Below are 14,279 nucleotides of genomic sequence, written 5' to 3'. Positions count from 1 at the left end.
CAACGCGGCCGGGGACGGCTGAGGCCGCGCGGTTTTCTGGCTGAGGCACACGGGTCGACTGGGCGGAATGGCTGAGGAGCTTCGGTTGTGGCCGTTCGGTGGGGCTGAGGTCGCGTGACTTTGGCCGAGTGCAGTGGCTGAGGTCTGGTGACTTCGGCTGAGTGCAGCGGCTGAGGTTCCGTGAATTTGGCTGAGGACCCAAACCGGCCCGCCCCGGAAAGCCGGGGGCGGGACGGGTGCCCCCACCAGAACAGGAACCGGGCCGCCCGGGAGAACCCCGGGCGGCCCGGACCTGATCAGCCCTGACCCGGCTCCCCGTTCCTGGGCACCAGCGGGGTCTGCACCAGCCGCACGGAGCGGCGGCGGTTGACGAACTGCGCGCGGCCCGGGGGGAGCGTCCGCGGCTTCAGGTTGCCGAGGAACGCGCCCTCCGACTTGGGGCACGACAACAGCAACGCGGGCGTCCCCAGCTCCCACATCCGCCGGATCGCGGGGTTCATCATCGAGCGGCTCGCGCCCGCCGTGCTGCGGGCCACGATCACGTGCACCCCGATGTCCGCGGCCTGCGGCAGCAACGGCAGCAGCGGCTGCAGCGGACCGCCGCCACCACTTCCGCCCTCCGCGAGCTCGAAGTCGTCGATGATGATGTACAGCCGACCGCCCTTCCACCAGTCTCGCTTCGGCAGGCGGCTCGGGCTGATCTCCGGGCCCGGGATGCGCTGCGCGATCGCCTGTGACGCGCCCGCGATCGACTTCTCCAGCGCCTCCGCCCCGACCGCGTACTCCAGCTGGTGCTCCGCCGGAATGCAGTCGTGCAGCTCGCGCCGGAAGTCGCCGAACATCACGCGGGCCTCGTCCTTGCTGTGGTGGGCCACCACGGACCGGGCGATGTGGCGCAACAGGTTCGTCTTCCCCGTCTCCGCGTCACCGTAGATGAGCAGGTGCGGGCTCGCGTCGAAGTCGTGCCACTGCGGCCCCAGCTCGACGTCCTCGATCCCCAGCACCATCCGCATCTCCGCGGACGGCGACGGCGCCGTCGGCCCGGGCAGCTCGCGCACCGACAGCTTGTGCGGCAGCAACCGCACCTTCGGCGCCGACGGGGCGGTGGGCAACGCCAGCGCCTCCGCCAGCTCCACCGTCGCCTCGGCGAGATCGTCCGTTGTGGACTGTCCGTCGATCCTGGGCAGCGCGGCCAGGAAGTGCAGCCGGTCCGGCGTGATGCCCCGGCCGGGGATCGCGGGCACCGTCGCCGCGAACCGGCTGTTGACCTCCGAGTCCACCGGGTCACCCAGCTTCAGCTCGAAGCGCGTGCCCATCACGTCCCGCAGCCACGGCCGCATCTCCGACCACCGGTTGCTCGCGATCACCAGGTGGATGCCGAAGCTCAGCCCGCGGGCCGCCAGCTCGGTGAACCGCTCCTCGACGTCCTCGAAGTCCTGCCGGACCGTGTACCAGCCGTCGACCACCAGAAACACGTCGCCGTACGGGTCGATGTCCTTGTACCGGCCCTGCTTGCGGGCCCGGCGGTAGCTGGCCATCGAGTCGATGTTGTGCTCGGCGAAGATCGCCTCGCGCCGCGCCATCAGGTTGGTGACCTCCAGGACCGTGCGCGTCACCCGGTCCCGGTCGAGGCGGTTCGCGATGCTGCCGACGTGCGGCAGGCTCGCCAGCGCGGTGAGCGTGCCACCGAAGTCGAGGCAGTAGAACTGCGCCTCCTCCGCGGTGTGCGTGAGCGCCAGCCCGGCGATCAGCGTGCGCAGCAACGTGCTCTTGCCGCTCTGCGGACCACCGACCACGGCCACGTTGCCCTTGGCGCCGGACAGGTCCGCGGTCAGCAGCTCGCGCTTCTGCTGCGCGGGCAGGTCGATCAGGCCGACGGGCACGGTCAGGTCCGCGGTGTGCAGGTCGCCGACCGGGCGCGGGCCCAGCTCCGGGTGGTCCACCAGCGGCGGCAGCAGCTGGTCCAGCGTCGCCGACTGCTTCAGCGGCGGCAGCCACACCTGGTGAGCCCGCGGGCCCACCCCCTTCAGTCGCTCGATCAGCACGTCGAGCATGGTCAGCGAGCTGTCCTGGCCCTCATCCTCCGGCTCCGGTTCCGGTTCCGGCTCGTGGTTCGTCGGCGGCTCGATGTACTTCGTGCCGAAGGGCACGATGTGCTGCTCCACCGAGTCGAGCACGCGCTGCTGCCGCTTGGCGCGGTAGGGCGCGGAGGAGTAGGCGCCCTTGAACCGGACGAGCGTCTGGGTGTCCGGGCGCAGGTAGCCGTTGCCGGGGCTGTTGGGCAGTTCGTAGGCGTCCGGCACGCCGATGACGCTGCGGCTTTCCATCGCCGAGAACGTGCGCAGGCCGATCCGGTACGACAGGTGGGTCTCCACCTTGTGGATGCGGCCTTCGTCGAGTCGCTGGGACGCCAGCAGCAGGTGCACGCCGAGGCTTCGGCCCAGCCGGCCGATCATGGCGAACACGTCGATGAACTCGGGCTTGCTGGACAGCATCTCGGAGAACTCGTCGACCACGATGAACAACGCGGGCATCGGCTCCAGCGGGGCGCCGGCGGCGCGGGCGGCCTCGTAGTCGCGGCGGGACGCGTAGTTGCCCGCCGCGCGCAGGTACTCCTGGCGGCGGTTGAGCTCACCGGTCAGCGCGTCCTGCATGCGGTCGACCAGTTCCAGCTCGTCGACCAGGTTGGTGATGACCGCGGAGGTGTGCGGCAGCTCGTCGAAACCGAGGAACGCCGCACCACCCTTGAAGTCGACGAGGACGAAGTTGAGGTCCTCCGAGGAGTGCGTGGTGGCCAGCGCCAGCACCAGCGTGCGCAGCAGCTCGCTCTTGCCGGAACCGGTGGCGCCGACGCACAGCCCGTGTGGGCCCATCCCGTCCTCGGCGGCCTCCTTGATGTCCAGCTCCAGTGGCGTGCCCGAGCCCGCGATGCCGATCGGCACCCGCAGCCGCCGCTTGCTCGTCATGCGCTCGCGGCGGTACTTCGTCGGCTCGAAGGTCGCGACGTCACCGAGCCCGAGCAGGCCCGCGAGGTCGTAGTCCGCGGCCATCGGCTCCTGGTCGTCCTCGCTGACCTCGCCGACCCGGAACCGCGCCATCGTCCTGGCCAGCGCGGCGGCGGAGATCTCGCTGAGCGAGTCCGGGCGGCACAGCGGCTTCGCGTGCGGCTTGCCGAGCCGGTCGAACGAGACCGTCCTGGCCTCCTCCTTCTCGACCTCCAGGAACAGCACGCCCGGCCGCTGCTGCCACGGCAGCGAGCCGGACACGTCGAGCACCACCGCGTTGCGGTAGCCCTCGTCGGCGATGCGGTGGTCCTCCGGCACCCGCACGCCGTCCACGATGAGGATCACGAACGGTTCCGACGCCGTCACGGGGGTGTCCGCCTCGAACCGCGGCCGCCCGGTGAACGCGGGGCCGCCGAGCAGCAGCTCGACCTCCGCGATGCCGTCGGTGACCAGCCGCCGCGCGCCCGCCGCGTCGCGGCTCTCCGGATCCTGGTTGTGGGGCAGCCACTTCAGCCAGTCCCAGCGCTCCATCCGCTCCTCGGTGGCGCAGACCGCGATCCGCGCGTCACCGGGCGCGTGTGCGGTGGCGAACTGGCCGATGATCGCGCGGACCATGCCCAGCACCGCCTCGTCGTCCCCGCTGAACTGGATCTGCCCGAACCCGCGCAGGTACACCGCGATCGGGGCGTTCGGCAGCGTCGAGTAGGCACGCAGGAACCGGCGCAGCGCGTGCGCGGCCAGCGGTTCGAGGTCCTCGATCGGCTTGGTGTCGGGCGGCAGCAGCTTGAGGGTGGAGCGCTGGGTGCCCTGGCCGATGCGGACCTCGCCGAAGTCGTCGTGGGCGGGGCGGCGCTCCCACAGCCGGTAGCCCAGCGCCATCGACCACAGCGCGTGCGGGTCCGGGTGGATCCAGCGCGCCGCCTTCTGCTGGGCGGTCAGCGAGTCGCGCACCCGGGTGCGCAGCTGGGTCAGGTAGCGGATGTAGTCGCGCCGGTGCCCGTGGAGCTTCTGCTTGTGGGTCACCGAGCTGCGCAGCAGCTGCGCGACGAGCATGCCGGCGACCGAGAGCACCATCATGCCGCCGCCGATGTACGACATCGTCCCGGAGCCGGGACGGACGAACATCATGACCATCGCCATCGAGCCGAGACCCATCGGCGCGTACAGCAGCACGTTGCTGATGCCGCCGCCGGTGTCCTCCGGTACGGCGGGCGGCTCCTGGATCTCGATCTCCGAGCTCGGCGCCGCCGGCTTGGGACGCCGCGCCCGCCGGGCGAACAGGATCGTGCTCACAAGCTCTCCCTCGGTGAGTGGACTTCCCCTATTTCGCCTCCACCGGCGCGAACCCGGAGGGATGCGCGCGGCGCTCGGCTACTTTCGGGCGGTCACGGTCTCTAGCCCTGGCAGGAAAGGACCTGGACACCTGTATGGAAGAGCAGACACAGCATCGCACAACTACCTCGGCGAGGCTACGGTTCGTGCTGGGAAAGAAGGCGACGGACGTCGCGCTCCCGGCGGAGGTGCCGCTCGCCGACCTGTTGCCCGCGATCCTGCCCCAGTTCGGTGCGGAGTGGATCGAGCAGGGTGCCGACCACGAGGGCTGGGTCGTGCAGCGGCTCGGCGAGGAGCCGCTCGACGAGGACCGCACGCTGGCCGAGCTCAACCTGCTCGACGGGGAAACCGTCTACCTGCGGCCGAGGGCGGACCAGCTCGCGGCCATCGACTACGACGACCTCGTCGACGGCGTCGGCCAGCAGGTTCGTGAGCACCCGGGCGTGTGGACGCCCGCGCACACCCGCTGGATGTTCCGGATCGGCTCCGCCGCGGTGCTGTTGTTCGGGCTGTTCCTGGTGTCCGGCGCGGGTGCGGTGTGGGTCGAGACCCTGCTGTCGGGCGTGGTGGCGGTGCTGCTGACCGGCGGCAGCGCGCTGGTCGCGCGGGGAGCGGGGAAGCCGCAGGTGGCGGTGATCCTCGCGGGCGTCGGCGTCTGTTACGCGGCGCTGTGCGGAACGCTGGTGGTGGACCTGCTGGATCCGGCCGCCACGGCGATGATCCGGGTCACCGGCGGGGCCGCGGGCGCGCTGGTCGCGCTCGCCGCCGGACTGGTCGCGGTGGCCGACGGCGCGCTGCTGTTCACCGGCGCCACCGTGTTCGCGCTGGTGCTCGCGCTGGCCGGGCTGATCGGGTCGGTGACCCCGGCGTCACCGCCGGAGGCGGCCGCGATCGTGCTCGTCGTGACGTTGATCATGGGCGTTTTCGTGCCCGCCACGGCGTTCCGGCTCTCGGGACTGACCCTGCCGATGCTGCCGACCGGCGCGGAGGAGCTGAGCGAGGACATCGAGCCGGTGCCGCACAAGCTGGTGGTGGAACGCGGCGCGGCGACGGTCGGCTACTCGACGGCACTGCACATCGGACTCGGGCTCGGGCAGCTCGTGCTGCTGCCGATGCTGGTCGTCGAGGGCTACGGCTGGTCGATGGTGCTCTCGCTGGTGATGGCGTTCCTGATGTTCCTGCGGGCGCGCCACCCCGGCGGCACGGTGCAGCGGTGGTCGATCCTGCTGCCCGCGACCGTCGCGGTGCTCGCGAACCTGGTCCACATCGGACTGGAGCAGAGCCCCTTCGGCAGGCTGATGGTGGTCTTCGTGCCGGTGTTCGCCGTCGGGACCGTGCTGCTGCTGCTCGGTGAGCGCCTGCCGGGCCGCCGCCTGCGGCCGTACTGGGGCCGCGCGGTCGAGATCCTGGAGTCGGTCACCGCGGTCGCGATCCTGCCGATCCTGTTGCAGGTCCTGCACGTCTACTCGTACATGCGGGGGTTGGCAGGCTGATGCAGTCCCGCAAGGACCAGGTACAGGCGTACTTCTTCGTCGTCGGCAGACTCGCCGCCGCCGTGACGCACGGCAGGCCGGACGTCCTGCAGGCACCGAACAAGCGGCTCAACACGGGCATCGTGCTGGGCGTGCTGGTGTCCGCGCTGCTGGCGGCGATCTTCGGCATCTACGGGTTGTTCGTGCCCGGCGGCGACACCTCCTGGCAGAAGGCGGGCGCCATCGTGATGGACAAGAACACCGGTGCGCGCTACGTCTACCTCGACGGCCAGCTGCGCCCGGTGCTCAACTACTCCTCGGCCCGGCTCGCGTCGGGACAGTCCGGCAACGGCCAGATCGTGTCCGTGTCGCAGAACTCGCTGGCGGGCACGCCGGTCGGGCAGCCGATCGGCATTCCGGGCGCGCCCGACGCACTGCCCGCGGCGGGAAACCTCGACACCGGCGCGTGGACGGTCTGCACCCAGCCCGCGGGCAACGCCCCAGGGTCGACCGGCCCCCAGGTGACGCTCCTGCTCGGGGAGCGGGACGGGTTGCCGCTCGACTCCGGTCAGGCGTTCATCGTGTCCACATCGGACGGTGTGAACTGGTTGGTGTGGCAGGGGAAGCGGCACAAGCTGGGTGACCACACGGTGCTGGAGACCCTGGGCTACGGCGACGTCCGGCCGGTGCTGGTGGCGCCGAGCTGGCTCAACCCCATTCCGCAGGGCCAGGACATCGCCGTGCCCCCGACGCCCGGCGTCGGGCAGCCCGGCCCGCTGATCGACGGCAGGCCGAGCGTCGTCGGCCAGGTCTACGAGGTCCGTAACCCGGCGATCAGCACCGACCAGCTCTACCTCGTGCGCCAGGACGGGATCACCTCGCTCAGCCGGACCACCGCGGCCCTGCTGCTCGCCGAACCGTCGACGAAACAGGCCTATCCGGACACGCCGGTCCAGCCCATCGAGGTGGGCCCGGCGGCGTTCGCGGGCGTACCCGCCTCCACGGGCGCGGACCTCGTGTCCGGCCTGCCGACGGAACCGCCCCAGGTGGTCACGCCGCCGGCGAACTTCTTCCCCTGCGTGGCGTTCGGCGCCTCCGTGACCGGTGAGCTGGACGCCGCGGCGGAGCTGGTGCCCGCGGCGGAGGTGCTGACGCAGGCCGTGCCGGTCGGCGCGCACGTGGCGGGCACGACCGCGGACGAGGTCGTGATCCCCGCCGGCAGTGGCGTACTGGCCCGCGACCAGCCCGCGCCGGGAGCGACTCCCGGCGCGGCCTACCTGATCACCGAGACCGGGACGCGGTTCCCGCTGGCCGACGAGACCGTGCTGAGCGCGCTCGGCTATTCGGAGTCCAACGTGGTGCGCGTGCCCTCGGAACTGCTGGACCTGCTGCCCACCGGGCCGCTGCTCAGCACCCAGGCCGCGGTGCAGGTGCAGGCACCGCAGCCGTGAAGTGCCGTTTTCCTCATGAGGGGAGTCCCTCCCCTCTCCGGGAGAAGAGCCGGAAAGGACTTTCCGGCCGTGCGAGATCCATATCGTTCAAGGTGTAGCCAACCTGTGGCTCGGCACCGGAGACCAGCCGAGCACACGGACCGACAGCAGGAGGCCAAGTGTCCCACTCAACTCAGCTGAGCGTCGAGCAGATCAACCAGCAGGCGACCAAGCATGACCAGACCGCCGACAACATCAACCAGCAGCTGAACCAGCTCAAGCAGCAGGTCGACGCCACCCTCGCGGCCAGCCCCTCCGCCGCGACGCGGGCCCTGAGCACGACGTGCGACAACTGGATCGAGTCGGTTCGCAAGTCGGTGCTGGCGCACCTGCAGACCATGGCCGAGAACATCCGCCGTGAGGCCAGCAACCAGGACGGCACCGACCAGCAGAGCAACCAGGCGATCCTGAACCTGCCGATGGAGACCGGGAACTTCCTCGGCGTCTGAGCCGAGTTCCCGTCCCGCCAAGACTTCCCTTCCTGAAAGGACCACGCGAATGTCCAGTGACCTGATCAAGTACGACTACCCGGTCATCGAAGAGTGCCTTTCGATGATGAGCAAGAAGGCCCAGGAGATCCAGTCGCAGACCGACGACCTCGGCAACGACGTCAAGCGGATCATGGTGGACTGGCAGGGTTCGACGGCGGACAGCTACAACCAGATCGCCAACGACCTCCGTTCCGACCTGGAGCAGAACCGCGCCAACCTGGACAACCTGAACAGCGCCCTGCACCAGGCCGCGAACGACATGCAGGACCAGGACAAGCGCGGCGCGGGCAACATCCTCTAGCTCGCGAACGCGTGGTGTGCCGGACCGGGACCCGGTCCGGCACACCACGCACTCCGCATTCCACGGACCCGGAAGGAGCCGGCCAGCATGTCCACGACCTTCGACGCCGACGGCATCAAGGCCTCGGCGAAGAACATCGGTGCGCTGATGGACGACATGACCGCGTTCAGCAACCTCAAGCCGCAGTGGCCCAACGCGGGGCACTTCGAGCTCGCGCAGTGGCTGGAGCGGATCGTCGACGACCGCCGCAACGCCATCGTCGCGCACGCCGAGCACCTGAAGACGGCGTTCGAAGACATGGAGACCACGCTCACCAACATCGCCACCGACTTCGAGAACGCCGACGGCGACAACGCGAACAAGATCAAGACCAGCATCACCGAGCTGATCTCCCACGTCGAGAGCGACATCTCGACGATGGACAAGAACACCGAGAACGACCAGCACAACTTCACGCCGGACTCGACGAGCGGCAACACGAACAAGCCCGACGACGGCGACGGTTACAACGACAACCTGTCCGACCCGATCTGACGTACCCCGCTGCTCAGCTCCCGCCAGTACGGAAAACCCCGGTAAGGAAAAGTTGACATGTCCGATTCGTCTTACGACGGCCAGCTCGTCGGCGAGTACAACGCTTCCGCGCCGGCGTGGCTACCCGACCAGTACAAGTCCTACGGCGACCTCGAACACGCCGTCGGGGACCTCATCTACACCGCCGACAAGGACGGTGGGGTAGAGGCGGGGCTGAGCAGCAACGACGTCGCCGAGGCGTGGTACAAGCTCGAGTTCGCGATCAACGACGCGACGAAGGCGCTCGGCGACATCAACACCAAGTTCGCCAGCGAGATCAAGGCGATGAAGGACCACCTGCAGGGTGACGCGGGGGACGCCTTCAACAAGTGGGCCACCGATCTGCTCAACGAGAGCGAAGAGCTCTACACCACGCTCGACACGAAGAAGTACGGCACCACCGTCGGCAACATCGGGCACGCGATCCAGTCGTTCGCGGCCCAGTGGTGGGACACCGTGCAGAAGTACGACAACAAGCGGGCGAGCCAGGAAGAGCGGATCAAGCAGGCCGGTATCGACGGCATCAACTCGCTGGCCGACCTGTCGGACGACCTGTACGCCTCCGAGATGCAGGCGTTGATCAACAAGATCGAGCAGGCCACGATCGACGAGATCAACAAGCTGGACAAGCAGGTCCAGGCGGACCTGCTGCGCGACCTGCAGACCCTCACCACCAGCCTGGCCAACCAGTACAACTCGCGGGGCGCCGACCTCTCCGTGCTGCGGATCGTCAACGGCAAGCCGAAGTCCGAGGACTCCCGGTACAACGGCTCGGGTTCCGGGTCGGGCTCCGGGTCCGGGTCGGGCTCCGGGTCCGGGTCGGGCTCTGGTTCGGGATCCGGCTCTGGTTCCGGGTCCGGCTCGGGCTCGGGGTCCGCCTCGGGTTCCGACTCCGGTTCTGGCTCGGGTTCGGGGTCGGGTTCGGGTTACGACTCCGGTTCGGGCTCCAGCGGGAACCCGGATTACGAGAAGGGCAAGGACGACGCCAAGAAGGCGGCGGACGACGCCCTCGACAACCTGATCAACGGGACCGACGACCCCGCGAAGAAGAAGGCGTACCAGGACGCCAAGGACGCGGTCGACGGCGCGATCGGCAAGCTCGGCAACGGCTCTGGCTCGGGCTCCGGTTCCGGAAGCGGCGGCGCCGGGGGTGGCTACGATTCCGGGAGCGGCGGCGCGGGGAGCGGCGGCTACGGCTCGGGCTCGGGCCAGCCGCAGACCGAGAGTTCCGGTGCGGGCAGCGGATCCTCGGGTGACGGGGGCCGCGGGCAGGCGCTCGACGACGCGAAGAAGGCGGCGGACGGTGCCATCGACGGCCTGAAGGGGCAGACCACCGACCCCGCCACGAAGGGCGCGCTCGACGACGCGAAGAAGGCGGCCGACGACGCGATCAACGGTCTGTCGGGCGCGGGCGACAGCTCCGGCTCGGGTGCTGGCGGCGGCGGCGAGAGCGCGGGAGCGCCGGTCGACAGCAACGGGGCGCCCATCGGCACCACCGGCGGCTCGCCCGGCAGCACCGGCAGCGGCAGCGGTAGTGGCGGCAGCGGGAGCAGCAGCAGCGGCAACGCGGCTCGCGACAAGGCGTTGCAGGACGCGAAGAACGCCGCGGACAAGGCCATCGACGGCCTGACCGGCGCGGGTGGCGGCGACACGCCGAGCACGACCGGTGGCGACGGCGCAGGCGGCGACGGCAGCTCCGGCAGCGGGGGTTCGACGGACCCCGCACTGTCCACTCCGGAGGGTCAGAAGGGGCTCCAGGACGCGAAGGACGCCGCGAACAAGGCGATCGACGACCTGGCGGGCAAGACCGACGACCCGGCCACCAAGGACGCCCTGCAGAAGGCCAAGGACGCCGCCGACAAGGCGATCGACGGCATCAGCGGTGCCGGCGGCTCGGACGGCAGCGGCAGTGGCAGCGGTGGCGGCGCGGACGGTGCCGGCGGCAGCGGCACCCCGTCCACCAGCTCCAACGGCGACTCCACGCTCGACCCGAACGACCCGACGCAGCAGAAGGCGTTGCAGGACGCCAAGGACGCGGCCGACAAGGCCATCGACGGGCTCACCGGTACCGGTGACGGCAGCGGCAGTGGCAGCGGCGGCGGCGCCGACGGTGCCGGTGGCACGGCTGATCCGCAGGCGGTGCGGGACGCCAAGGACGCGGCGGACAAGGCCATCGACGACCTGATGAGCCAGACCACCGACCCGGACCGGCTGAAGGCGCTGCAGGCGGCCAAGGACGCGCTCGACGGCTCCCTCGGCAACCTGATCGACCCCCAGCAGCACCAGGCGGTCGAGGCCGCGAAGGACGCCGCCGACAACGCGATCGGCAACATCGACGCCCCGAGCGACGCGCTGGACAAGGCCAAGGACGCCGCGGACAAGGCGATCCAGAGCCTCGACGGCCTCGACCCGAACGCGCCCGACCACGCGCAGGCGGTGCAGAACGCCAAGGACGCGGCGGACAAGGCCATCGACGCGCTCGCCACGCCGAACGACAGCCCCGCCCAGACGGCGGCGCTCGAAGCCGCGAAGAAGGCCGCGAACGACGCGATCGACAACATCGGCAGCGCCTCCGGCACCAGCGGCTCGTCGACCGGGGACTCGGCCATGCAGAGCTTCCTCAACCCGACCGGCACCAAGACCGCGGACACGAGCGGGATCACCGGCCTCGGCACGGGCGCCGGTGGTGGTGTCGGCGGCCTGGCCGCGGCCCGGCTCGACGGCAGCCAGGCGGGAGGCGGCAACCCGGCCCAGTTCGACACCGAGGTGGCCCAGCAGCGCGGGATGACCGTGCCCGGCAGCACCACGACCGGCACCACCTTCGCCGCCACGACCGGCCCGGTGGCCAGCCCGACGGGCGCCCTGCAACAGGGGTCCACCGGCGGCATGCCGATGGGTGGCATGGGCGGAATGGGTGGCATGGGCGGCAACCAGCAGAACAAGGAACGCGAGCCGCAGATCTGGCTGCAGGCCGACCACCGCGCCTGGGACGACGACGACTCCGACTCGCCGCCGTCGCCGGTGCTGGGCAGGAGCTGACCCGTGGCCGCCAGCGACCCCTCGCCGCCCCCCTTCGACCTCGGCCTGGAGAACCTGACGTTCGACCAGCTCGTCCAGCTGGTGAACGAGCTCCCGCCCGAGCTCTTCTACCAGCAGGCGCAGTTGTTCGACGCCGCGGCGGCGCGCTTCGAGACGGCGTTGTCCGACTTCCGCCGGGAAAGCCGGCAGATCGGGGAGTACTGGGACGGCCTGATCTCGGAGGCATTCGAGGAGGTCTCGCAGGAGCTGTCGGGCTGGATCACGAAGACCGCGCAGCCCATCCCCAGCGTCGCGCAGGCACTGCGCCAGGCCGGGGACGCGCTGGCGCTCGCGCAGCAGCGCATCCGCGACCTGCAGGCGCACCAGGCCCAGCAGGCGGCGGCCCCGCCGCCCGCCACCGCGCCACCGCCGGGCACGCCCACGCCGGAGCAGCTCGACCACGACGCGGCGGTGCAGATCCTGCGTGACCTGGGCACGGCCTACCAGGACATCGGCCTCGGCATCGCGCCGATGGACGACGCGGGCGGTAAGGACACGAAGAGCGGCGACAACGGCCCCGGCACCGGCGACGGCGGGAACGGCGACGGCAACAACGTCGTCCGAACCGACTACAAGCTGACGGACGACGGCCTGAACGCCCCTTACCCGGTCGGCACCGGGATCTTCGGTGCCACCGGGTTCGGACCGGGCAGCGGCGGCGTGTTCGGTGCGGGGCGGTTCTTCGCGTCCGGCGGGTCGGCCACGGAAGCCGCGTACACGACGGAGAACGGCCCGCTCGGCCTGACCGGGCAGCAGTCGGGCACCGGGTCGCAGCACTCGGTGGTCACGCCGACGGACGCGCCCCGGACGTTCTCGGCGTTCGCGCTGGCTCCGCAGACGGAGGAGGCCGTCGTGCCCGCCGTGCTCGGCCGGACCGCCACCACGGTTCCCGCCGAAGAGACGGCGGTCAGCACGAAGAGCAAGAAGAGCACCAAGAAGAAGGCCGCCGAGGAGACCGAGGAAGGCACCTTCACGGCCGAGACCGAGCGCCCGATCACGGTGTCGGAGGCCACAGTCGAAAACACCGACACCCCGGCGGAGACCCCGCTGGTGACGGTCTCGCACACGCCCGTGCACGTGACCACCCCGGCGACGGTGACCACGCAGGCGACCACGCAGATCACGGCCGCCGCGACCGCGGGAACCCCGCAGACGCCGGTCACGCCGGGGACTCCGCAGGTGCCGGGAGGCACTGGCCACCAGGTCACGGTCAACGCGGCGACCGCGGAACGCGTGGTCCAGACCGGCGGTGGCCTCGGCGGGGCGACCACCGGTGGCTACTCCACCCCGAGCGTCACGAACGTGGCCCACACCACATCGCCGTCCCCGGTGCGCCCGCTCACCAACCTGACCGCGGCCACCGAAGCCGGTTTCCCGATGACCACCGGCGGCGGTGGTGCGGCGGCGCCGGGCGCCACCGCGGGTGCCGGTTCGACCACCCATCCGATGTCTCCCATGATGATGGGAGGGATGCGAGGGCAAAACCAGCAAGAAAACGAACGTATGGCGGACGTCCCGATTGGACCTGGGCCCGACGTCTGGGACCGTGGGATGGGTGCGCCGTCGGTGCTGGGCAGGCCGCAGTCCCGGCAGCAGCAGTCCCAGGCCGCCGAGCCGTCCGGCGCCAACGCCGACCGGCTCGCGGAGCTGCAGCAGTTGCTGGGCGACGACGACGTGCTCGGCCGCATCAGGGAACGGAGGGGAGACGGATGACGAGCTGGATCGACAAGTTCGGCAACCCTGACCAGGCCATCGAAGAGGCGATGGCGGACCTGGAGCGCGAGAAGCGCAAGCTGCAGGAAGTGGGCAAGGTCTGGGAAGAGGCCAGCACCACGGTCCGCGCCAAGGACAACTCGTTCGCCATGACCTTCGACGGCCGCGGCGAGCTCTCCGACCTGACGTTCAACGGGAACAAGTACCGCACGCTGCCCCCGGCCCAGCTCGCCCACCTGATCATGGAGACCCTCCGCCAGGGGCGGACGCAGGCCATGGAGAAGGTGCAGAAGGCCATGGGCACCGACGGGCGCCCCGGCCTCGACTACGCCGGGATGCTGAACGGCAAGGCCGACCCGATGGAGATCCTGAACTCACTCATCGGCCCGATGCTGGAGGGCGTCGACGGTCTCGACGACGGCGTGACCGGCAAGAACGAGAAGGAGCTGAGGAAGGATGGCTGAGAACTTCCGCCTCGACCCGGCGGCGCTGGAGGAGGCCACGAGGCGGCTCGGCTCGCTGGGCGACCGGATCACCACCGCGTACCACGAGCTCGCCGGTGTTCTCGACGAGCATGACGGCTGCTGGGGCGAGGACGACATCGGCAAGGCGTTCGCCCAGAACTACGTGCCCAACGCCAAGCAGGTCCGCGAGGGGGCGGAGCAGGCCGGTCCGGGTGTGATCGAGCTGAGGAACGACATCGACGACGCGTCGAAGACCTTCCAGAGCGTGGACGAGGACGAAGCACGGCGGATCGACGCGTCGACGGGCCAGAACAGCTGATTTTTCGTGGTGGGCTCCGGGACAGGGGGTCCCGGAGCAGG

At 70.4% G+C, this 14,279-nt stretch carries 10 protein-coding genes; 9 read left to right on the top strand and 1 reads right to left on the bottom strand.

Going from position 1 to position 14,279, the window contains the following annotated elements; translation table 11 throughout:
• Positions 1-296: 296 nt before the first annotated feature.
• A complete protein-coding gene (gene eccCa, locus FHX82_RS08990) occupies positions 297-4,298 on the bottom strand; it encodes a type VII secretion protein EccCa (RefSeq protein WP_145937594.1) in 4,002 nt (1,333 codons plus the stop codon).
• A 185-nt stretch (positions 4,299-4,483) separates the two neighbouring features.
• Between eccCa and eccD the strand changes: the two genes are divergently transcribed.
• The 9 genes from eccD (at position 4,484) to FHX82_RS08945 (ending at position 14,238) form a co-directional block, all read left to right on the top strand.
• A complete protein-coding gene (gene eccD, locus FHX82_RS08985; RefSeq protein ID WP_229880450.1) occupies positions 4,484-5,830 on the top strand; it encodes a type VII secretion integral membrane protein EccD in 1,347 nt (448 codons plus the stop codon).
• Positions 5,830-7,260 carry a type VII secretion protein EccB gene (gene eccB / locus FHX82_RS08980; protein WP_145937596.1) on the top strand — a complete coding sequence of 477 codons (1,431 nt, stop codon included), beginning with the start codon at positions 5,830-5,832 and terminating at the stop codon, positions 7,258-7,260. Before eccD ends, eccB begins: the two co-directional genes overlap by 1 nt.
• A gap of 158 nt (positions 7,261-7,418) precedes the next feature.
• Positions 7,419-7,748 (top strand): hypothetical protein, encoded by a 330-nt coding sequence (locus FHX82_RS08975; RefSeq protein WP_145937597.1) that lies wholly within the window; start codon positions 7,419-7,421, stop codon positions 7,746-7,748.
• 49 nt (positions 7,749-7,797) lie between these two features.
• On the top strand, positions 7,798-8,091 hold the full coding sequence (locus FHX82_RS08970) for a WXG100 family type VII secretion target (RefSeq protein ID WP_145937598.1): 294 nt from the start codon (positions 7,798-7,800) through the stop codon (positions 8,089-8,091).
• A gap of 87 nt (positions 8,092-8,178) precedes the next feature.
• Entirely contained in the window at positions 8,179-8,625 is a 447-nt protein-coding gene (locus FHX82_RS08965; protein WP_145937599.1) for a hypothetical protein, read from the top strand.
• A 57-nt stretch (positions 8,626-8,682) separates the two neighbouring features.
• On the top strand, positions 8,683-11,703 hold the full coding sequence (locus FHX82_RS08960; RefSeq protein WP_183176529.1) for a hypothetical protein: 3,021 nt from the start codon (positions 8,683-8,685) through the stop codon (positions 11,701-11,703).
• A 3-nt stretch (positions 11,704-11,706) separates the two neighbouring features.
• Positions 11,707-13,455, top strand: a complete 1,749-nt coding sequence (locus tag FHX82_RS08955; RefSeq protein WP_145937600.1) for a WXG100 family type VII secretion target — start codon at positions 11,707-11,709, stop codon at positions 13,453-13,455.
• Positions 13,452-13,919, top strand: coding sequence for a YbaB/EbfC family nucleoid-associated protein (locus FHX82_RS08950; protein WP_145937601.1), 468 nt, complete (start codon positions 13,452-13,454; stop codon positions 13,917-13,919). Before FHX82_RS08955 ends, FHX82_RS08950 begins: the two co-directional genes overlap by 4 nt.
• A complete protein-coding gene (locus tag FHX82_RS08945) occupies positions 13,912-14,238 on the top strand; it encodes a WXG100 family type VII secretion target (RefSeq protein ID WP_145937602.1) in 327 nt (108 codons plus the stop codon). The genes FHX82_RS08950 and FHX82_RS08945 overlap by 8 nt, the downstream gene beginning before the upstream one ends.
• The last annotated feature ends 41 nt before the right edge of the window (positions 14,239-14,279 follow it).

It is taken from the genome of Amycolatopsis bartoniae, assembly GCF_014191255.1.
Classification (GTDB): domain Bacteria; phylum Actinomycetota; class Actinomycetes; order Mycobacteriales; family Pseudonocardiaceae; genus Amycolatopsis_E; species Amycolatopsis_E bartoniae.
Note: the sequence above shows the minus strand (reverse complement) of the source record. Positions and strands in the feature narration are given on the sequence as shown.